This is a genomic window from Mycobacterium sp. OAS707 (genome assembly GCF_014873705.1).
GTDB lineage: Bacteria > Actinomycetota > Actinomycetes > Mycobacteriales > Mycobacteriaceae > Mycobacterium.
Genome location: NZ_JADBDS010000001.1, coordinates 347,227 through 367,189, shown reverse-complemented (window position 1 = coordinate 367,189; position 19,963 = coordinate 347,227). Strand labels below are relative to the sequence as shown.

Below are 19,963 nucleotides of genomic sequence, written 5' to 3'. Positions count from 1 at the left end.
GCACTATCGACGCCCGCGAGCGTGCGCGAAATGCTCACAATTGGCGGCGTGTCTGCGTGCAGACACGCACGCTCGCGGTAGTAGAGGTTGGGCGTTCAGGTCCAGTACCCCGCGGTGGTGGCGTACAGCCGCGCGACTAGCTCGGCGACGGGTAGCTGCCGCAGCGCCGCGCTGAGCACCTCGACGCTGACGGTGCCGTCGAAGCCCTGGTCGAGAAATGTTGCGGCGAAACGAGTCAACTCAAGTATGCCTTCGCCGGGCACGGCGCGACGATGCAGGCTCTCGCGGATCATCCGCTCGCGAAACTCGGGTTCCAGCGCGTCGGTGAACTGCAGATAGGCGATGTCGTCCAGCGGCACCGTGGCCAGGTCCTCCCACGTGTTGGAGCTGAAGCAGAAGTGCCAGGAGTCGATCATCAGGCCAGCCCGCGCGGTCTGGCTCGCAGCCCGTACGTACTCCATGCCGTCGCTGATCGTCGGAATCGCACCGAGCGGTGTGTATTCCACTGCGAGACCTGCCCCGGCATCGTCGAACAGCTTGGCGCAGCGCTGAATTCGCTTGGGAGGCACCCTGTGGGTGAATACCGTGAGCACCCACTCCGCGCCGATCGCCTGCGCACGGTCGGCCAGCTGCTCGGCGCTTGCCATCATGGCGGACTCGTCGTCGCCGACGATGAAGGCGAGCAGCTCGTGGCAACGCACGCCGGCGGCGGCGTACGCCTCGACGGCCCAGGCGTCGACCTTCTCGACGTTGATCCCCACTGCGCCGAACCCCGCCGCGCTCGCCGCCGACACGAGGTCGGCCGTCGCGACGTCCCACTTGCCGTCGGGGGTCAGAGCAAGCCGCATAGGAATGCCTTTCCGCGCGGCGATAGTCGATATCCCACGTCGAGGCTGATCGTCAGGCCCAGTCCCTTGAGCTGACGTACGCGGCGCTTGAAGCGAGGCACATCCAGGCCGACGCGGGCGGCCAGATCCGGCGCCCGCACCGCCTCGTTCGCGCCAATCATCTCCAGATATTCTCGCGTCCAAGGGGATTCGGCCGCGGCATCCCAGCGGGCCAGGCGGGCGGCGATCGCGTCGACGTCGGCCTCTGAGAGCCGGTCGTCGGCGGCCAGATCGGGTCGCTCGTCTGGAGCCAGATAAGACACCGCGATCAGGTAGGTGTGTTTGGCCGGGCGGCGGTCGAGGTCCTTCTGCACGGACTTCGCGTCCGGGTACCCTGCGGCGCGCGCCTGTGCGGCGGTCACCCGGTATTTCGCCGGATGCTCGGCAACCTCGTCGATGCGGATGGTGCCTGCCACGGTGCGCTGGGTGCCACCGGCCTTGGCGCGCGGGGCGTCCCACCGCCGCAGGACGAGTGTGATGTCTCCGTTAGCAATGCCTTCGGCCGTGTCGCGGTTGAGCAGCACGCGTCTGACCCTACGATCGCCCGGTGGCTGATCGCTATGGCTCCGATGTACTCGCAAACAACCCGAACCGAAGGCCCCGCTCTACCGAACAAGCGGTGGAGATGGGCATGGTCGTCGAGGACGCTCAGACCGGCTACGTCGGCGCGGTGGTGCGTGTCGAATACGGCCGGATGGAACTCGAGGATCGGCATGGGCGACGCAAGCCGTTCCCGATCGGACCGGGCTATCTGGTCGACGGGAAACCGGTGATCCTCACCGCGCCAAAGCGTTCGGCGCCGACGGCTCCTGCACGCACCGCGTCGGGCTCGGTGGCGGTGCAGGCCAAGGCGAGGGTCGCGCTGGCCAGCCGGATCTACGTCGAGGGCAGGCACGACGCCGAACTGGTCGAGCAGGTGTGGGGCGACGACTTGCGCGTCGAGGGCGTTGTCGTCGAATACCTCGGTGGTGTCGACGATCTCGTCGGCATCGTCGACGAGTTTCAGCCAGCCTCCGGCCGCCGTCTCGGCGTGCTCGTCGACCACCTGGTGGCAGGCTCGAAAGAGGCCCGGATCGCTGAAGCGGTACGCCGCGGACCCGGCGGGGAGCACACCCTGGTCGTCGGTCATCCGTTCATCGACATCTGGCAGGCGGTGAAGCCGGCGCGCCTGGGCATCTCGTCGTGGCCGGTGGTGCCGCGCGGCACCGACTGGAAGAAGGGTGTCTGCAAGGCGCTGGGCTGGCCCCACACACAGCAGGCCGACACCGCCAACGCGTGGCAGCGGATTCGGGGCAGGGTGCGCGACTGGAACGATCTGGAGCCGGCGCTCATCGGTCGGGTCGAGGAGCTGATCGACTTCGTGACCGCCGGCGCTTAAGCCAGCGTGTGGCCTGTCGTGCTGTCGACATGGTCGGGTATCTCACCCTCGTGCCGATCGCCGGTCGTCGAGGTGCCGCGAGGCTCGAACATGAGGATGGAGCCGCCCGGCGACGACGGCTTGTGCTCGGTGCCCTTCGGCACGACATACGTGTCGCCCTTGCGCAGCACGACGGTGGCTTCGACACCGTCGGCGTCCCGCACCGCGACGTGGAACTCGCCGTCGAGTACGAGGAAGAATTCGTCGGTGTCTTCGTGGACGTGCCAGACGTGCTCGCCCTCCGTGTGGGCGATTCGGACGTCGTAATCATTGACCTGGGCGACGATTCGCGGGCTGTAGATGTCGGCGAACGAACCAAGCGCCTCGGTGAGATTGACGGGTTTGGCTATCACGATTCGAGAGTATGTCCGCTTCCCGTGGTATTCCTGAACGGTGTCCGACGGTCTGTTCGACGTCCCCGGTGAGCCGAGTGCACCCGCGGGCGGACCTGTCGGCGCATCGGCCCCGCTGGCGGTCAAGATGCGGCCGGCCACGCTCGATGAGGTGGTCGGCCAGGATCACCTGCTCAAGCCGAACTCCCCGTTGCGCCGCCTCGTCGAGGGCTCCGGCGCGGCGTCGGTCATCCTCTACGGGCCGCCGGGCACCGGAAAGACCACGCTGGCGTCGCTGATTTCGCAGGCCACCGGCCGTCGCTTCGAGGCGCTGTCGGCGCTGTCGGCGGGCGTCAAGGAGGTCCGCGCGGTCATCGATATCGCCCGGCGCGCCGCCGTACACGGTGAACAGACGGTGTTGTTCATCGACGAGGTGCACCGGTTCTCCAAGACCCAGCAGGACGCGTTGCTCTCGGCCGTCGAGAACCGGATAGTGCTGCTGGTCGCGGCCACCACCGAGAACCCGTCGTTCTCGGTGGTCGCACCACTGCTGTCGCGGTCGCTGATCCTGCAATTGCAACCGCTCGACGCCGACGCCGTGCGGGCGGTGGTGCGCCGCGCCATCGACGACCCTCGCGGCCTGGGTGGCCAGGTGGATGTGACCGAGGACGCCGTCGACCTACTGGTGCAACTCTCCAGCGGTGATGCCCGGCGCGCGCTGACCGCGCTGGAGGTGGCGGCCGAATCGGGCGAGCAGGTGACGGTTGCGACCATCGAGCAGTCGCTGGACAAGGCCGCCGTGCGCTACGACCGCGACGGCGACCAGCACTACGACGTGGTCAGTGCGTTCATCAAGTCGGTGCGTGGCTCCGACGTCGACGCCGCCCTGCATTACCTCGCGCGAATGCTGGTGGCGGGGGAGGACCCACGGTTCGTGGCCCGCCGGCTGATGATTCTGGCCAGTGAGGACATCGGCATGGCCGATCCGACCGCGCTGCAGACGGCGGTCGCCGCGGCGCAGACAGTACAGCTGATCGGCATGCCGGAGGCGCAGCTCACGCTTGCCCACGCCACCGTGCACCTGGCTACCGCGCCGAAGTCGAACGCGGTCACCACTGCACTGGGCGCCGCGATGAGCGACATTCGCGAAGGTAAGGCCGGGCTGGTTCCCGCTCATCTGCGCGACGGACATTACTCCGGCGCGGCCAAACTGGGCAACGCCATCGGCTACAAGTACAGCCATGACGACCCGGATGGTGTTGTGCCGCAACAGTATCCGCCTGACGAGTTGGTCGGCGTCGACTACTACCGGCCGACCAACCATGGCGCAGAACGGGAGATTGCGACCCGGCTGGACAAGTTGCGGGCCATCATCCGCAAGAAGCGCTGAGCGGTTCGAATCTGACCCTTGACAGCCCTGGTAAACCCTTCTACGTTGGTATTCAATCAAATCATTGATCAAACATAAGGTTGATAATTGGGGAGTGATGGCGACGCAGACGGCTCGCTGGACCGTGCCTTCATGGCGTTGGCCGACCCGGTTCGGCGCGCGATCGTTGCACGGCTGTCCCGCGGACCGGCCACGGTCAACGAGCTGGCCGAGCCGTTCGACATCACGAAACAGGCAGTGTCCAAACACATTCAGGTGCTCGAGCAGGCGGGGCTGGTCACCAGGACCCGCGACGCGCAGCGCAGACCCGTGCATCTCGATGCGGCCGCACTCGAGCGGCTGACCGCATGGATCGACCGCTACCGGCTCGACGCCGAACGCAGCTACCGCCAGCTCGATGCCCTGCTGGCGGCGATGACCGACCCACACCAGAAAGGAACCGACAAATGACGAACGCGCTCAACCTCAACGCCCCGGTCGACACGCTGGCCATGGAATTCACCCGCGAGTTCGACGCTCCGGTCGAGGCGCTGTTCCGCGCCCATGCCGAGCCCGAACTGGTCAGGCAGTGGCTCGGTCCGCGCGATCTCGAGATGACGATCGAGCATTGGGAGTTCAAGACGGGTGGCGGCTACCGCTACGTGCACAAGGCCGATCGCGGTGAGTTCGCTTTCAACGGTGTGTTCCACAAGGTCCGGGACAACGAATTCATCATCCAGACTTTTGAATTCGAGGGCGCCCCGGACATGGTGAACATCGAATACATGTGGTTCGAAGACCTCGGCGGCGGTCGCAGCCGGCTGCGCGGACGGTCGATCTGCCCGACCGTCGAGGCGCGCGACGGGCTGCTGTCGTCGGGCATGGAGGGCGGCATGACAGAGGGCTACGAAAAGCTCGACGAATTGCTCAAGACGCTCTGATGGACTGGACACTCGAGGTCGTGGTGGTTCCGGTCGCCGATGTCGACCGGGCCATCGAGTTCTACCGCGACAAGCTGGGCTTCCGACTCGACCACGACACGCGGGCCGGTGACCAGCGCTTCGCCCAGCTGACGCCGCCCGGGTCCGGGTGTTCGATCGTGCTCAGTGAACCACCACCGATGACGCCTGGATCACTTCGGGGCCTGCAACTCGTAGTGGCCGACGCGTACAGCGCACGTGGCGAACTCGTCGAACGTGGAGTTGCCGCCGGTGACATCGAAGTGATCGACGAACGCGACGGCGGAACGCTTTTCGGGTTCAACGACCCCGACGGCAACGCCTGGGTGGTGCAGCAGATCAAGGAGCGGGCGGACAAGCCACTGCTGCCGCGGACATGAACGATCCCGGCCGGTCGGGGGCCAGGCCGGGATCGTCGGGGGATGGGGGCTAGCGCATTAGACCGGAACGCCTGCCACCCATCAGGCCGGTACGCCGACGGCCCATCAATGCCGACACGAGCGCGACGCCGATGGCTGCGACGACCACCTGGCACAAAAGCTCGAGCCAGTCGATGCCTGCGGTTGCGGTCGGAATGCCGAGCGCGCGGGCGATTGCCGTGCCGATGAAGGCGGACACGATGCCGACGACGATCGTCACGAGCCATCCGATCGGCTGCCTCCCGGGGACCATGAGCCGCCCCAGGGCGCCGACGACGATGCCGATCAAAATTGCGGTGATTACACCGGTGATAGTCATTGTTCCTCCAAGCTGTGTGGGCTGGAGGTGACATACCCCTGCGTCGGCGTCAATAAACGCGTGCGTCAAACGGCACGCGAGAGTCAAGCCATCTCAGGCACCCGCAGGTGGGCGATGGCGAGTTCGAACTCGCCGACGTCGATCACGTCAGCGCCCATCTCCCTGGACCGGGTGTCCCGCAGCTCCCGTGCCTGCTCACGGTTGCGCTCCATCGCGTCGCGGCTGTCGAACGTCGCCGTCGACACTGCTCGCCCGCTGGTGTGGTTGACCAGCATGCTGGCGCTGCAGAACCCCTCGAGGTCCTCCAGCGACGGCAGGACGTCGCTCTTGTAGAAGTCCAGTGCTTTGTTCGCCTGATCCGGCGGCACCTTGATCCACGTGACGCGTGCACAGGCGCCGTCGGTCGACTGGTGGTCGCGGTGCAGTACCCCGATTTCCCACTCGTCGATCTTTTCGACCTCACCGCCGAACCTCTCGACCGCTTGGCTGCGGAGCTGCTTCGCCTTATCGGCCGAATCGCGCATCGCGTCGTCCGACTCGTACGCAGCGGTGATGATGCAGCGGCCGGACTCGCGGTTGACCAATAGCGAGATGCCGACATACCCGTCGATGTTCTCGAGTTCGGGCATCACCTGATCGCGCATATAGGCAACGCCGTCGTCGATCGATGCGGTTTGCGCCTGAATTGTGGTTGTGCGTGCGTGCACGATCCACCCCCGGTTGGTGTTAGGGCGGCGCCCCGGCGACGCCACCGGACCAAACCTCAGCTTGCGCCCGCCAAGCAGGGGATTCAATGGATGTTTCGCTTTGCAAACGGGCGTATTTCGGTTCGCAACTTGATGATCCGTACCCTGGGGAACGTGGCCACAGACAAGTCCCACGTGCTCGATATCGACACATCGCGCCAGCGGATCGTCGACCTGACCGACGCGGTGCGCTCGTTCTGCGGCGGGCACGGCGACGGGTTGTGCAATGTCTTCGTGCCGCACGCCACCGCTGGCGTGGCGATCATCGAAACCGGCGCGGGTTCCGACGACGACCTGGTGGACACGCTCGAGCGCCTGCTGCCGAGGGACGACCGCTACCGCCACGCGCACGGGTCGCCCGGCCACGGCGCCGACCATGTGCTGCCGGCCATCGTCGCACCGTCGATCACCGTGCCGGTCGAGGACGGCGAACCGCTGCTCGGCACGTGGCAAAGTGTCGTGCTGGTCGATCTGAACAGGGACAATCGCGAACGCCAGGTGCGGCTGACCTTCGTCGGCGGGTAGATCCGGCACTCCGCGCCGCGCCGGTTCGTTGAGTTGTCAGCGCGACAATCGCGACCGGTACTGTAGTGCGGTCGAATAGTCGCAGGTTGCGACGAGAACTTGGAAAAGATGAGGCAGTAGGAACGTGCAGACACACGAGATCAGGAAGCGCTTCCTCGATCACTTCGTGAAGGCAGGCCACACCGAGGTGCCGAGCGCCTCGGTGATCCTCGACGACCCGAACCTGCTGTTCGTCAACGCGGGCATGGTCCAGTTCGTGCCGTACTTCCTCGGCCAGCGCACGCCGCCGTACGACACGGCAACCAGCATCCAGAAGTGCATCAGGACGCCGGACATCGACGAGGTCGGCATCACCACCCGGCACAACACCTTCTTCCAGATGGCGGGCAACTTCTCGTTCGGCGACTATTTCAAGCGCCGCGCCATCGAGTTGGCCTGGACACTGCTGACCAACCCCATCGACCAGGGCGGCTACGGATTGGATCCCGAAAGGCTCTGGGCCACAGTCTATTTGGATGACGACGAGGCTGTCGGCCTCTGGCAGGAGGTGGCGGGACTGCCTGCCGAGCGCATCCAGCGCCGCGGCATGGCCGACAACTATTGGTCGATGGGCATCCCCGGCCCTTGCGGTCCGTCGTCGGAGATCTACTACGACCGCGGCCCCGAGTTCGGGATCGAGGGCGGGCCCGTCGCCAACGAGGACCGCTACATCGAGATCTGGAACCTCGTGTTCATGCAGAACGAGCGCGGCGAGGGCACCAGCAAGGAGGACTTCGAGATCCTCGGCCCGCTGCCGCGCAAGAACATCGACACCGGCATGGGCGTCGAGCGAGTGGCATTCCTGCTGCAGGGCGTGCACAACGTCTACGAGACCGACCTGCTGCGCCCGGTCATCGACACTGTCGCAGCGCGGGCGCCTCGCGCCTACGACGTCGGCAACCACGACGACGACGTCCGCTACCGGATCATCGCCGACCACAGTCGCACCGCGGCGATCCTGATCGGCGACGGGGTGAGTCCCGGCAACGACGGCCGCGGCTACGTGCTGCGCCGCCTGCTGCGCCGCGTGATCCGCTCGGCGAAACTGCTCGGCATCGACGACCCGATCGTCGGCGACCTGATGGCCACGGTGCGCGACGCGATGGGTCCGTCGTACCCCGAACTCGTCACCGACTTCGACCGGATTCACCGCATCGCGGTGGCCGAGGAGACCGCGTTCAACCGCACCCTGGCCTCCGGATCGCGGTTGTTCGAGGACGCCGCAGGCGCAACCAAGGCTTCGGGCGCCACCGTGCTGTCAGGCACCGACGCCTTCACGCTGCACGACACCTACGGTTTCCCGTTGGAGCTCACGCTCGAGATGGCCGCCGAGTCGGGTCTCAGTGTCGACGAAGAGGGCTTCCGCACTTTGATGGCCGAGCAGCGACAGCGCGCCAAGGCCGACGCGGCGGCCCGCAAGCAGGCGCACGCCGACCTGTCCGAGTACCGTGATCTGGTCGACGCGGGTCCGACCGAGTTCACCGGCTTCGACGAATTGACCTCCGAGGCAAAGATTCTCGGCATCTTCGTCGATGGCAAGCGGGTTCCCGTCGTCAGCCACGAGGGCAACCCGGACCGCGTCGAGTTGATCCTCGACCGCACGCCCTTCTACGCGGAGTCCGGCGGTCAGATCGCCGACGAGGGCAGCGTCACCGGCTCGGGCGCGTCGAGCTCGGCCAGGGCCGCCGTCACCGATGTACAGAAGATCGCCAAAACCCTGTGGGCGCACCGCGTCAACGTCGAGTCCGGTGAATTCGTCGAGGGCGACACCGTCGTAGCCGCCGTCGACCCGCGTTGGCGGCATGGTGCGACGCAGGGCCACTCGGGTACCCACATGGTGCATGCGGCGCTGCGACAAGTGCTGGGCCCCAATGCTGTTCAGGCAGGTTCGCTGAACCGGCCCGGTTATCTGCGGTTCGACTTCAACTGGCAGGGCGCGTTGACCGAGGATCAGCGCACTCAGATCGAAGAAGTGACGAACGAAGCCGTTGAGGCCGACTACGAGGTGCACAGCTTCACCACTGAGTTGGACAAGGCCAAGGCAATGGGCGCCATGGCGCTGTTCGGTGAGAACTATCCCGAGGAGGTTCGCGTCGTCGAGATCGGCGGGCCGTTCTCGCTGGAGCTCTGCGGTGGTACGCACGTGAATAATTCGGCGCAGATCGGTCCGGTGACGATTCTCGGGGAGTCGTCGGTCGGATCGGGTGTGCGTCGGGTCGAGGCCTATGTCGGTCTGGACTCCTTCCGCCATCTCGCCAAGGAGCGCGCGCTGATGGCGGGCCTGGCATCGACACTGAAGGTTCCCTCGGAGGAGGTTCCTGCGCGGGTCGCCAACCTGGTCGAGCGCCTGCGGGCAGCCGAAAAGGAACTCGACAAGATGCGGCTGGCGAGTGCGCGCGCCGCCGCAGCGAATGCTGCCGCAGGGGCTGAGCAAATCGGTAAGGTGCGTGTCGTGGCGCAGCGGATGGCCGGCGGAATGTCGGCGGCGGATCTGCGCACACTCGTCGGCGACATCAAGGGCAAGCTCGGCAGCGATCCGGCCGTCGTCGCGTTGATCGCCGAAGGTGAGAACGACAGTGTGCCCTTCGTGGTGGCGGTCAACCCCGCAGCGCAGGATCTTGGCCTGAAGGCCAACGAATTGGTCAAGCAGTTTGGTGCGGCGGTCAACGGCCGTGGGGGCGGGAAGGCCGATCTGGCACAGGGTTCCGGTAAGGGGGCAGCGGGCATTGACGCGGCATTGGCCGCGCTGCGCGCGGAAATAGGCCGGGGGTAAGCCCGTGGTCGACACTGATGATCGTCTCCCGGATCGGCCAGGGGGCGACGATCCAGGCCGTGGCCGACGGCTCGGTGTCGACGTGGGTACGGTGCGTATCGGGGTCGCGGCCAGCGATCCGGACGGGATTCTGGCCACACCCGTGGAGACGGTGGAGCGGGACCGGCGCAACAAAGCCGGCAAACATCTGCGTCGGCTCGCGCAGCTGGCCGAGGAGCTGGAGGCAGTGGAGGTGGTGGTCGGGTTGCCGCGGACCCTTGCCGACCGCTCCGGGCCGTCTGCCAAAGACGCGATCGAATTGGCCGACCAGTTGGCTCGGCGCATCTCGCCAACGCCGGTACGGTTGTCCGACGAACGGCTCACGACAGTGGTCGCGCAGCGCTCACTGCGCGACGCGGGCGTCCGCGCCAGGGGCCAGCGCGCGATGATCGATCAGGCTGCGGCGGTAGGTATTTTGCAGAATTGGCTGGACCAGCGGCGCGCTGCGCTGCGCACGCGAGGAGCAGAGATCACCGGTGCCGCGCACGGAGAGGTCGGGGATGACTGACAACCCATGGGGCGGCCGCGAACGCGCAGAGCCTGTGTCGGTCGGACCGCCGCGGCGCCGAGTGAGTCGGTCGGACCGGATCAGGGAAGCGCGCGGCCGCCGCAAACGGCGGTTCACCAGCGGCTTCGCGTTGGCTCTCTTGATCGTGGTCCTGGTCGGGGCGGTCTTCCTGGGTTCGAAGATGTGGCACTCGCTGTTCGGCGGGGACAACGACTACACCGGCGACGGTGTCGACGACGTCGTCATCCAGATCCATGACGGCGACTCGACGACCGCGATCGGCCAAACGCTCGCGGACCGCAAGGTCGTGGCCAACGTCAAGACGTTCGTCGCAGCAGCCGAGGGCAACACTGCGATCTCGGCCATACAGCCCGGTTTCTACAAGGTGCGCACAGAGATCCCAGCGTCCAACGCCGTTGCACGACTTGCCGATCCGCAGAACCGCGTCGGCAAGCTGGTGATCCCCGAAGGCCGCCAGCTCGACGATGTGCAAGACGTGAAGACCAACGCCGTCACCGAGGGCATCTTCAGCCTGATCTCGCGGGCGACATGTGTGAACCTCAACGGTGACCGGCACTGCGTTGCGGTGGACGACCTGAAGAAGGCCGCGGGAAGCGCTGAGCCGTCGGCGCTTTCGGTCCCAGACTGGGCTGCCAACCCGGTCGCCGCGCTTGGCAACGACCACCGCCGGCTGGAAGGGCTGATCGCTCCTGGCACGTGGAACATCGATCCTTCGGCGTCCGCGCAGGACATCTTGTCGACGTTGATCGGCGCCAGCGCCACGCAATACGCCCAGGGCGGGCTGCTGGACACGGCGAAGGCGATGAACATGTCGCCGTATCAGATCCTCACCGTCGGTTCGTTGGTGCAGCGCGAATCCAAACCCGATGACTTCGCCAAGGTTGCACGGGTCATTTACAACCGGCTGCACGAGAACCGGACGCTGGAGTTCGACTCGACGGTGAACTATCCGTTGGACCGGATCGAGGTCGCCACCACTGACGCCGACCGTGCGCAGCACACGTCGTGGAATACGTATGTGCGGCCTGGCCTTCCGGCAACACCGATCTGCTCGCCGGGGCAACCCGCGCTTGCGGCGGCCGAACAGCCTGCGCAGGGGGACTGGCTGTACTTCGTCACGATCGACATGCAGGGCACGACACTGTTCACCCGCGACTACGAGCAGCATCTGGCGAACATCGAACTGGCCAAGCGCAACGGTGTCCTCGACTCCGCAAGATAGTGCGCGCAAAGCCGCGGTGCTCGGGTCGCCGATCGGACATTCGCGCTCACCGCAGTTGCATCTGGCCGCCTATCGGGCGCTGGGGCTGAACGACTGGACGTATGACCGCATCGAGTGCACCGCCGATCAACTGCCCGGCCTGGTAGGAAGTTTCGGCCCGGAGTGGGTGGGTGTCTCGGTGACGATGCCCGGCAAGTTCGCGGCGCTGCGGTTCGCAGACGAGCGCACCGAACGCGCCGAACTCGTCGGCTCGGCCAACACATTGGTGCGAACCGCGGTCGGCTGGCGGGCCGACAACACCGACATCGACGGTGTGAAGGGAGCGTTGGGGCCAGTCGCTGGCCGAGCCGCAGTATTGGGCTCGGGCGGCACCGCGCCTGCCGTCGTCGTCGCGCTCGCAGAGCTTGGCGCACACGATATTTCGGTCGTCGCCCGCAGCCGAGACAAGGCGGGGCCGCTGCTCGCCCTTGGCCCCAGAGTCGGGGTCGACATCCGTTGGATCGAACTCGGGACGACATTGGCGGACGTCGACGTCGTAGTCAGCACCATCCCCGCGGACGTCGCCGCCGGATATGCCGCCACCGTTGTGGCGACACCGTTGCTGCTCGACGCGATCTACGACCCTTGGCCTACCCCGTTGGCAGCGGCCGTCGAGGCGGCAGGAGGACGCGTCATCAGTGGACTGCAGATGCTGCTGCATCAGGCCTTCGCTCAAGTCGAGCAATTCACCGGCATGCCTGCGCCTGTCGAGGCGATGAGGGCGGCGCTGGCCGAACAGTAGGGTCGAACGGGTGAATGCTCGCATCGGCGTCGTGTTTCGCCCTGACTTTCATCCCGACACGCTACGAGAAACGGCAGCGGCCGCCGATCGCGCAGGCGTCGCCGAACTGTGGCTGTGGGAGGACTGTTTCCTACAAGGCGGTATTGCTGCGGCGGCGGTCGCGCTGGCGTCGTCCGAAACGCTCACGGTCGGCCTCGGTGTGCTGCCTGCGCCGCTGCGCAACGTCGTGACCACAGCGATGGAGATCGCCACCCTCGAGGCGATGTTCTCGGGACGGATACGGGTCGGCATTGGGCACGGAGTCCAGGACTGGATGCGGCAGGCCGGCGCCGCCGTGGCGTCGCCACTAACGCTGATGCGCGAGTACGTCACAGCCTTGAGCGATCTGCTGTCGGCACGATCGGTCACCGTCGAGGGCCGATACGTGCGACTTGCTGATGTGCGGTTGGATTGGCCTCCGCAACAACCGGTTCCGGTGCTGATCGGCGGAACGGGACCGAAGACACTTACGTTGGCAGGTGAGATCGCTGACGGAGTGATTCTCGACTCGCGATACACCGCGACCACGTTGCGGGATGCGCTTGGTCACGTGACGTCTGGTCGCGCCGGCCGTTGTGATACGGCCTTCAGCACGGTGTTGTTCCTGGCATGTGGCGCGGCTCAGGTGGCGGAATCGGTGGGGCCATTTCTGGCTGCGGGCGTTGACACCCTCGTTATTCAGCCGACCGGGCCGCAGATCGATATGCCTGAATTGATTGCGGCCGCAGGCGAGGTCGCAGCGGCTATGCGGTGATCAGCCGGGTGTCGTTGTGTCCCAATCGGTCTCGTGCAGAGCGGACCGCGCCGATGCTGGCCACCGTCACCAATACGATCGCCACATACCCGGACACCGCCAGGTGCTGGCCGAGGATCAACCAGCCCGCGACCGCGGCCACCACCGGCGACAGACATGTCAGGATCGCGAATGTCTCAGGCGGCAGCCTGCGCAGCGACACCAACTCCAGCGAGTAGGGGATCACCGACGACATCACCCCGACGGTTATCCCCAACCCCAGCACGTGCCATCGCAGGGCGGCGTCCGGGTCGACCGCGACCATGGCAAACGGCGCCGTGACGACCGCACCGATCGCCGTCGCGACCGCCAAGCCGTCGAGCCTGGGAAAGTCGGCGCCGGCCCGCGCGGTGGCCAGGATGTAGCCCGCCCAGCTCACGCCGGCGCCCGCGGCGAAGCCGAGTCCCACCGGGTCGAGATGACCGACCCGGACGCCCGTCAGGCTCAGTAGCGCGACTCCGAGCAGGGCGAGCATGGCCCATACCCACGCCGATGCGCGACGGCTCACGATCACGGAAAGCGCAAGCGGGCCAAGGGCTTCGACGGTGACCGCGACACCTAGAGGGACCCGGGTCAGTGAGATGTAGAAGCACGCATTCATGACCACCAACGCGGCGGCGAGCGCGGCGGCCGACACCCATGCCCGGCCCGAAATCCCGCGCGGTCGGGGGCGGACCGCCACGCAGAGGACCACGCCGGCGACAACGAGGCGGGCGAACACCGCCCCGATCGGGCCCAGCGCCGCGAACAAGCCGACAGCGAACGCTGCGCCGACCTCCTGGCTGATCGCGGCCACCACCACCAATAACGCTGGACCAACTGGTGACCGTCGATGCACGCAACCGACGTTAGCCTCGATGGATGGGGGCGGGGATGACCGGTGCCTGCGTGCTGGTTTGGCTGGGCGCGCTGTCCGTGTACGACGTCAGGGTGCGGCGGCTACCGAACTGGTTGACGATGCCGGGCGCCGCGGCGATCCTCGCGACGGCGGCGGTACATGGACGCGGTGGCCCGGCGGTCGTCGGTGCGGTCGCGTTGTTCGTCGGTTATGCCGTCGTGCACCTGATGTCACCGACGGCGATGGGCGCCGGTGACGTGAAACTCGCCATCGGCATCGGCGCGCTGACGGCCACCTTCGGCAGCGACGTCTGGCTGCTTGCCGCGATTGGCGCGCCGCTGCTTACTGCCGGCGTGGCCGTCGTGATGCTGATCCGTCGTTCGGAACACACTGTGCCGCATGGCCCTTCGATGTGCGTGGCAGCGGCGATGGCCATGGCGTTGGCGTTGCTTTAAGCCGATGAGGACGGCTGTGCCGACTCGTCGGTAGAAACATCCCGCGATGATAGGCCCCGCGTGCATTTGCATACTGCAGGTAGGTTAGTACATACTGCAAGTATGCAAACTACCGTTCACGATTTACAAGCGATCTCACAGCGGTATTTCGCCGCCTGGGCGGCGCATGATCCCGACGCGATCGTCGCGCTGCACACCGACGACACCCAGTTCTGGACACATTTGGGCGCAGGCCCGGTGCGGGGCCGTGATGCCGTGCGTGCGGCCTTCGCCGAAATCTTTGCGCAGTTCCCGGATTTCTCGTGGGAGACCTATCGCGTGCTCTACGGCGAGGATCACTGGATCCTGGACTGGGCGTTGATCTCCGGCGATGTCCGCTTCGACTGCCTCGACGTCGTCAACGTCGGCTCCGACGGGTTGGTGACCCGCAAGGACACCTTCATCGACGCAGCACAGTTGCAGCAGGCGATGGTGGCTGCGCGATGAGCACCGCAACGCCCGTCGACCAATTGCCCCTCGTCACCGCCCTGCCCGTCGAGCACCTTTTCGATATGCACGTCAATCTGCAACCGGGGCAACCGATCCCGACGCCGGTCGGTATGCGCTTCACGTTCATCACGACCGGCGGCGTTATCGAAGGACCGCGACTGCGCGGCGAATTGCTTCCCGGTGGGGGAGACTGGCTGCTCGTCGGCGCCGATGGCACGGGCCGCGTCGACGTCCGAGCCACGCTGCGCACGCATGACGGTGTCCTCATTCACTACGAGTCGCGCGGCGTCATCAAGCTTCCCGCCGACGGCGTACAGCGACTGGCCGCCGGGCAGGTTCTGCCGTTCGAGGAGACGTACATCCGCACGACGCCGAAGTTCGAAACCTCCGACGAACGCTATGCCTGGCTGTCCGAGGTGGTCGCCGTCGGCTACAACATCTTGTCGCCCAACCACATCGACTACCGGATCTATCGGGTGCTCTGAGTGGACCACATTCGGCTTGCGCGCCAGTCGAATCGCGTAGTGCGACGCTGGCCCGCCACGCAACGTGCGGTGGGTCGGCTGCATGCGCGGCTCTACCGGATCAGCGGCGGGCGCTTCGGATCGCATTGGTTCGCACGGGCGCCGGTGATGGTGCTCGAAACCGTCGGCAGACGAAGTGGACAGCGGCGGGCGACACCGGTGCTGTACCTGCGCGACGGCGACGCGCTCGTCGTCCTCGCGGCCAACGCGGGAGCAGACCGGACTCCCGCGTGGTGGCTCAATCTGCGCGAGGCGGAAGTGGGCGAGGTGGTGGTGGGCCGACGCAGAATGCGCGTGCGGCCCCGGCTCTTGGCGGGCGCCGAACGCGACCGGTTGTGGCGGGCTTTCGTGGAGATGTACCCGCAGGCCGAGCATTACGCGCAGTTCACTGATCGCGTCCTGCCGCTGATCGCGTTGGAGCCGGATGCCAGGTGAGCACCGGCTATGGTCAGGCCGTGGCTACGAAGGTGGCGAGACGGACACAGGCCGAGCGGACCGAGGCGACCACCGCGGCTCTCGTCGACGCCGCGCGCGAACTGTTCGCCCGCGACGGCTACGACGCGACGTCCCTGGATGCGGTGGCGGCACGCGCGAACATGACGAAGGGCGCGGTGTATCACCACTTCGACGGCAAGCGACAGCTGTTCGAGGCCGTCTTCACCCGCGAGGTGGAGCAGTTGGCCACGCCGCTCGTCGAGGCCTACGCCCGCAAGAAAGATCCGTGGGAGGCCTTCAAAGCCGGATGCCGAGCCTTCCTCGACGAATGTCTTGACCCGGACCTGCAGCGAATCGTGCTGCTCGACGCCTTGGCCGCCATCGGGTGGGAGCAGGTGCGCCGGCTGGAAGGCCCGCTGCTGGACATGATGCAGCTCGGGATTTCACAGGCCGCCGAAGCCGGCCGGATCGCACCGCGACCGCCAGGGCCACTCGCGCATTTTCTCTACGGAGCGTTGTGCGAAACCGCGATGATCGTCGCCCGCGCCGACGACCAGAAGGCCGCCCACCGCCAAGCCGTCACCGAGATCAACCGCATCCTGGACGGCCTCGCCATCGACTGATTCGGGTCCCGGGGGCGCGACGTGCGAAAATGGGACGCGTGTTGCGATGGACGACAGCTGGTGAATCCCACGGCCGCGCGCTGGTGGCCATGGTCGAAGGCATGGTTGCCGGCGTACACGTCACCTCCGACGACATCGCGGGCCAACTGGCCCGTCGTCGCCTCGGCTACGGCCGAGGTGCCCGGATGAAGTTCGAGCAGGACCAGGTCACCATGCTCGCCGGCGTCCGGCACGGGGTCACGCTCGGCGGCCCGATCGCGATCGAGATCGGCAATACGGAGTGGCCCAAGTGGGAAACTGTGATGGCGCCGGACCCTGTCGACCCAGCTGAGCTCGATGTCGCGCGTAACGCGCCGCTGACCCGGCCCCGGCCCGGCCACGCCGACTACGCAGGCATGTTGAAGTACGGCTTCGACGACGCGCGCCCAGTGCTCGAGCGGGCCAGTGCCCGTGAAACCGCCGCCCGCGTCGCCGCCGGAACCGTCGCCAGAGCGTTCCTCAAAGAAGCACTCGGCGTCGAGGTGGTGTCGCACGTCATCTCCATTGGCGCGTCCAAGCCGTACGAGGGCCCGCCGCCGGTGGCCGCTGACCTGGCCGCCATCGATGCCAGCCCGGTTCGGGCGTTCGACGAAGAAGCCGAAAAGTTGATGATCGCCGAGATCGAGGCCGCCAAGAAGGACGGCGACACGCTCGGCGGTGTGGTCGAGGTCGTCGCGCACGGTCTGCCGGTCGGGCTCGGCTCATTCACCAGCGGCGACAACCGGCTCGACAGCCAACTGGCCGGTGCCGTGATGGGCATCCAGGCGATCAAGGGCGTCGAGATCGGCGATGGCTTCGAGACCGCGCGCAGGCGCGGCAGCGTCGCCCACGACGAGATGTACCCGGGCCCCGATGGCGTGATGCGTTCGACCAACCGCGCAGGCGGCCTCGAGGGCGGCATGACCAACGGCCAACCGGTGCGGGTGCGTGCGGCGATGAAGCCGATCTCAACCGTGCCGCGGGCGCTGGCCACTGTCGACATGGTCAGTGGCGAAGAAGCCGTTGCGATTCACCAACGCTCCGATGTGTGCGCGGTGCCCGCCGCGGGCGTCGTCGTCGAGACCATGGTCGCACTGGTGTTGGCGCGTGCGGCACTGGAGAAGTTCGGTGGCGACTCGCTGAACGAGACGCGGGCCAACATCGACACCTACCTACGTTCGGTCGCCGACCGCGAGCCGGCGACCGAAGCCGCGGAAGCGTCTGGCTGATGGCGCCAAAGGCTGTGTTGATCGGGCTGCCTGGATCGGGCAAGTCGACGATCGGGCGGCGGCTGGCCAAGTCCCTGGGCACCTCGATGCTGGACACCGACGCCGCGATCGAAGAGACCACCGGCCGCACCATCGCCGATATCTTCGCCACCGACGGCGAGCAGGAGTTCAGGCGCATCGAAGAGGACGTGATCCGTGGCGCGCTGGAATCGCATGACGGCGTGCTGTCGCTGGGCGGCGGCGCCATCACCACGCCGGGGGTGCGCGACGCGCTCGCCGGACACACCGTGATCTACCTGGAGATCAGCGCCGCGGAGGGTGTGCGCCGCACCGGTGGCAGCACAGTGCGGCCGCTGCTGGCAGGTCCCGATCGCAACGAGAAGTTCAAAGCGCTGATGGCAGAACGGGTTCCGCTGTACCGGCGGGTCGCCACAATGCGTGTCAACACCAACCGTCGCAACCCCGGCGCCGTGGTGCGACACATCGTCGACCGCCTGGAGAACCCGCAGGCCGCCCGGCGTCGCCGTCGTCGACCGTCGTGGCGCCGCGGTCCGTCCTCGCTGACGCCGAAGCCAAGCGCCCAGGACAGCGAGGCTCCACCGACACCCGCGGCCGTCGCCGCCCGACATTCGAAAGGCCACCGTGACTGAGCCGGTGACCGTCGACGTTCTCGTCGACCCGCCATACCCCGTCATCATCGGCACCGGACTGCTCGGTGAACTTGGGCGCGTCCTGGAGGGCAGGCACAAGGTCGCGATCCTGCACCAGCCGGTGTTGGCGCAGACCGCGGAGGCGATCCGAAACCACCTGTCCGACAAGGGGGTCGATGCACATCGCATCGAGATCCCGGACGCCGAAGGCGGCAAAGAGTTGCCGGTGCTCGGTTTCATCTGGGAAGTCCTGGGCCGCATCGGTATCGGCCGCAAGGACGCGATCGTCAGCCTCGGCGGAGGAGCGGCCACCGACGTCGCCGGATTCGCCGCAGCGACGTGGCTGCGCGGTGTTGACATCGTCCACGTGCCGACCACGCTGCTGGCCATGGTCGACGCCGCGGTCGGCGGCAAGACGGGAATCAACACCGACGCGGGTAAGAACCTGGTCGGCGCGTTTCACCAGCCGGCCGCCGTGCTCGTCGATCTCGCGACGCTGGAGACGTTGCCGCGCAACGAGATCGTCGCGGGCATGGCCGAGATCGTGAAGGCAGGTTTCATCGCCGATCCGGTGATTCTCGACCTCATCGAGGCCGACCCGCAGGCCGCCCTCGATCCGTCCGGGACGGTTCTGCCGGAGCTCATCCGGCGGGCCGTCGCCGTCAAGGCCGAGGTGGTCGCGGCTGACGAGAAAGAATCGCAGCTGCGCGAGATCCTGAACTACGGCCACACCCTCGCGCACGCGATAGAACGCCGGGAGCGCTACCAATGGCGGCACGGCGCAGCGGTCTCGGTGGGCCTGGTGTTCGCCGCCGAATTGGGCCGGCTGGCAGGACGTCTCGACGACGACACCGCCGCGCGGCACCGGTCGATCCTCACCTCACTCGGACTGCCCGTCAGCTATGACGCCGACGCGCTACCGCAGCTGCTCGAATACATGGCCGGGGACAAGAAGACGCGTGCAGGCGTGCTTCGGTTCGTGGTGCTCGACGGGTTGGGCAAGCCGGGGCGTCTCGAGGGCCCGGATCCGTCGCTGCTGGCGGCAGCCTATTCAGAGATCGCGGAGGTGGGGCAGTGAAGTTCTCAACCGTGCTGGTGCTCAACGGCCCCAATCTCGGTCGGCTCGGGCGTCGTGAGCCGGAGGTGTACGGCAGCACCACTCACGATGAACTGGTCGCGCTGATCGAACGCGAGGCTGAGCAGCTGGGCCTGAAAGCCGTTGTGCGACAGAGCGACAGCGAAGCCGAGCTGTTGAATTGGGTGCACGCCGCCGCCGACGCCGGCGACCCGGTGGTGCTCAACGCGGGCGCGCTCACCCACACATCGGTGGCGCTGCGCGATGCGTGCGCGGAATTGCAGGCGCCGCTGATCGAGGTGCACATCTCGAACGTGCATACCCGCGAGGAGTTTCGGCACCACTCGTACCTCAGCGCCGTGGCAACCGGCGTGATCGTCGGACTCGGAGTGCAAGGCTACGTGCTGGCGCTGCGCTACCTCGCGAGCCTCGACTAGGG

25 protein-coding genes and 1 pseudogene are annotated in these 19,963 nt (G+C 66.7%); 20 read left to right on the top strand and 6 right to left on the bottom strand.

The window, feature by feature from the left end:
* Positions 1-95 precede the first annotated feature (95 nt).
* Both GGC64_RS01770 and GGC64_RS01765 read right to left on the bottom strand, forming a co-directional pair.
* Positions 96-848 carry a sugar phosphate isomerase/epimerase gene (locus GGC64_RS01770; RefSeq protein WP_192720735.1) on the bottom strand — a complete coding sequence of 251 codons (753 nt, stop codon included), beginning with the start codon at positions 846-848 and terminating at the stop codon, positions 96-98.
* The gene (locus GGC64_RS01765) at positions 833-1,411 is read right to left on the bottom strand and encodes a hypothetical protein (protein WP_192720734.1); all 579 of its coding nucleotides are present in this window, start codon (positions 1,409-1,411) and stop codon (positions 833-835) included. Before GGC64_RS01765 ends, GGC64_RS01770 begins: the two co-directional genes overlap by 16 nt.
* 23 nt (positions 1,412-1,434) lie before the next feature.
* Here GGC64_RS01765 and GGC64_RS01760 point away from each other — a divergent pair, with 23 nt between their 5' ends.
* Positions 1,435-2,265: a DUF3097 domain-containing protein gene (locus GGC64_RS01760; RefSeq protein WP_192720733.1), complete on the top strand. Its 831-nt coding sequence runs from the start codon at positions 1,435-1,437 to the stop codon at positions 2,263-2,265.
* Here the strand turns inward: GGC64_RS01760 and GGC64_RS01755 are convergent.
* Complete coding sequence (locus GGC64_RS01755; protein WP_192720732.1) at positions 2,262-2,657, bottom strand: cupin domain-containing protein; 396 nt, start codon at positions 2,655-2,657, stop codon at positions 2,262-2,264. The two genes, GGC64_RS01760 and GGC64_RS01755, sit on opposite strands and share 4 nt — an antisense overlap.
* Positions 2,658-2,697: 40 nt before the next feature.
* Here GGC64_RS01755 and GGC64_RS01750 point away from each other — a divergent pair, with 40 nt between their 5' ends.
* The 4 genes from GGC64_RS01750 (at position 2,698) to GGC64_RS01735 (ending at position 5,344) form a co-directional block, all read left to right on the top strand.
* Positions 2,698-4,026 (top strand): replication-associated recombination protein A, encoded by a 1,329-nt coding sequence (locus GGC64_RS01750; protein ID WP_192720731.1) that lies wholly within the window; start codon positions 2,698-2,700, stop codon positions 4,024-4,026.
* A 132-nt stretch (positions 4,027-4,158) separates the two neighbouring features.
* Complete coding sequence (locus tag GGC64_RS01745; RefSeq protein ID WP_192722359.1) at positions 4,159-4,476, top strand: metalloregulator ArsR/SmtB family transcription factor; 318 nt, start codon at positions 4,159-4,161, stop codon at positions 4,474-4,476.
* A complete protein-coding gene (locus tag GGC64_RS01740) occupies positions 4,473-4,946 on the top strand; it encodes an SRPBCC family protein (RefSeq protein WP_192720730.1) in 474 nt (157 codons plus the stop codon). Before GGC64_RS01745 ends, GGC64_RS01740 begins: the two co-directional genes overlap by 4 nt.
* Complete coding sequence (locus tag GGC64_RS01735) at positions 4,946-5,344, top strand: VOC family protein (protein ID WP_192720729.1); 399 nt, start codon at positions 4,946-4,948, stop codon at positions 5,342-5,344. Before GGC64_RS01740 ends, GGC64_RS01735 begins: the two co-directional genes overlap by 1 nt.
* 49 nt (positions 5,345-5,393) lie before the next feature.
* On the opposite strand, the gene GGC64_RS01730 is transcribed toward GGC64_RS01735, so the two are convergent.
* Entirely contained in the window at positions 5,394-5,702 is a 309-nt protein-coding gene (locus GGC64_RS01730) for a GlsB/YeaQ/YmgE family stress response membrane protein (RefSeq protein ID WP_192720728.1), read from the bottom strand.
* A gap of 83 nt (positions 5,703-5,785) precedes the next feature.
* Positions 5,786-6,409, bottom strand: coding sequence for a hypothetical protein (locus GGC64_RS01725; protein WP_192720727.1), 624 nt, complete (start codon positions 6,407-6,409; stop codon positions 5,786-5,788).
* A gap of 174 nt (positions 6,410-6,583) precedes the next feature.
* Between GGC64_RS01725 and GGC64_RS01720 the strand changes: the two genes are divergently transcribed.
* The 6 genes from GGC64_RS01720 (at position 6,584) to GGC64_RS01695 (ending at position 13,149) form a co-directional block, all read left to right on the top strand.
* Positions 6,584-6,973: a secondary thiamine-phosphate synthase enzyme YjbQ gene (locus tag GGC64_RS01720; protein ID WP_192722358.1), complete on the top strand. Its 390-nt coding sequence runs from the start codon at positions 6,584-6,586 to the stop codon at positions 6,971-6,973.
* A gap of 124 nt (positions 6,974-7,097) precedes the next feature.
* Complete coding sequence (gene alaS / locus GGC64_RS01715; protein WP_192720726.1) at positions 7,098-9,785, top strand: alanine--tRNA ligase; 2,688 nt, start codon at positions 7,098-7,100, stop codon at positions 9,783-9,785.
* A gap of 4 nt (positions 9,786-9,789) precedes the next feature.
* Complete coding sequence (ruvX, locus tag GGC64_RS01710; protein WP_192720725.1) at positions 9,790-10,332, top strand: Holliday junction resolvase RuvX; 543 nt, start codon at positions 9,790-9,792, stop codon at positions 10,330-10,332.
* Positions 10,325-11,575, top strand: coding sequence for an endolytic transglycosylase MltG (gene mltG, locus GGC64_RS01705; RefSeq protein WP_192720724.1), 1,251 nt, complete (start codon positions 10,325-10,327; stop codon positions 11,573-11,575). Before ruvX ends, mltG begins: the two co-directional genes overlap by 8 nt.
* The gene (locus GGC64_RS01700) at positions 11,553-12,356 is read left to right on the top strand and encodes a shikimate dehydrogenase (RefSeq protein WP_192720723.1); all 804 of its coding nucleotides are present in this window, start codon (positions 11,553-11,555) and stop codon (positions 12,354-12,356) included. The genes mltG and GGC64_RS01700 overlap by 23 nt, the downstream gene beginning before the upstream one ends.
* Before the next feature lie 10 nt (positions 12,357-12,366).
* Positions 12,367-13,149 carry an LLM class flavin-dependent oxidoreductase gene (locus tag GGC64_RS01695; RefSeq protein ID WP_192720722.1) on the top strand — a complete coding sequence of 261 codons (783 nt, stop codon included), beginning with the start codon at positions 12,367-12,369 and terminating at the stop codon, positions 13,147-13,149.
* On the opposite strand, the gene GGC64_RS01690 is transcribed toward GGC64_RS01695, so the two are convergent.
* Positions 13,139-14,026 carry a DMT family transporter gene (locus GGC64_RS01690; protein ID WP_370581938.1) on the bottom strand — a complete coding sequence of 296 codons (888 nt, stop codon included), beginning with the start codon at positions 14,024-14,026 and terminating at the stop codon, positions 13,139-13,141. The genes GGC64_RS01695 and GGC64_RS01690 overlap by 11 nt on opposite strands.
* A gap of 23 nt (positions 14,027-14,049) precedes the next feature.
* On the opposite strand from GGC64_RS01690, the gene GGC64_RS01685 reads away from it, so the two are divergent.
* The 9 genes and pseudogenes from GGC64_RS01685 to aroQ all read left to right on the top strand — a co-directional run bounded on the left by GGC64_RS01685 (position 14,050) and on the right by aroQ (position 19,961).
* Complete coding sequence (locus tag GGC64_RS01685) at positions 14,050-14,481, top strand: A24 family peptidase (protein ID WP_192720721.1); 432 nt, start codon at positions 14,050-14,052, stop codon at positions 14,479-14,481.
* 102 nt (positions 14,482-14,583) lie between these two features.
* Positions 14,584-14,967, top strand: a complete 384-nt coding sequence (locus GGC64_RS01680) for a nuclear transport factor 2 family protein (protein WP_192720720.1) — start codon at positions 14,584-14,586, stop codon at positions 14,965-14,967.
* Positions 14,964-15,455, top strand: a complete 492-nt coding sequence (locus GGC64_RS01675; protein WP_192720719.1) for a DUF3237 domain-containing protein — start codon at positions 14,964-14,966, stop codon at positions 15,453-15,455. The genes GGC64_RS01680 and GGC64_RS01675 overlap by 4 nt, the downstream gene beginning before the upstream one ends.
* Positions 15,456-15,494: 39 nt before the next feature.
* Positions 15,495-15,929 carry a nitroreductase/quinone reductase family protein gene (locus GGC64_RS01670; RefSeq protein ID WP_192720718.1) on the top strand — a complete coding sequence of 145 codons (435 nt, stop codon included), beginning with the start codon at positions 15,495-15,497 and terminating at the stop codon, positions 15,927-15,929.
* A 20-nt stretch (positions 15,930-15,949) separates the two neighbouring features.
* Positions 15,950-16,552, top strand: a complete 603-nt coding sequence (locus tag GGC64_RS01665; RefSeq protein WP_370581937.1) for a TetR/AcrR family transcriptional regulator — start codon at positions 15,950-15,952, stop codon at positions 16,550-16,552.
* Between the two features lie 38 nt (positions 16,553-16,590).
* Entirely contained in the window at positions 16,591-17,799 is a 1,209-nt protein-coding gene (gene aroC / locus GGC64_RS01660; RefSeq protein WP_192722356.1) for a chorismate synthase, read from the top strand.
* Positions 17,799-18,305: pseudogene (locus GGC64_RS01655) on the top strand (shikimate kinase); the annotation flags it as partial. The gene aroC and the pseudogene GGC64_RS01655, both read left to right, overlap by 1 nt.
* A 136-nt stretch (positions 18,306-18,441) precedes the next feature.
* On the top strand, positions 18,442-19,527 hold the full coding sequence (gene aroB, locus GGC64_RS01650; RefSeq protein WP_192720715.1) for a 3-dehydroquinate synthase: 1,086 nt from the start codon (positions 18,442-18,444) through the stop codon (positions 19,525-19,527).
* On the top strand, positions 19,524-19,961 hold the full coding sequence (gene aroQ / locus GGC64_RS01645; RefSeq protein ID WP_192720714.1) for a type II 3-dehydroquinate dehydratase: 438 nt from the start codon (positions 19,524-19,526) through the stop codon (positions 19,959-19,961). The genes aroB and aroQ overlap by 4 nt, the downstream gene beginning before the upstream one ends.
* Positions 19,962-19,963: the final 2 nt, after the last annotated feature.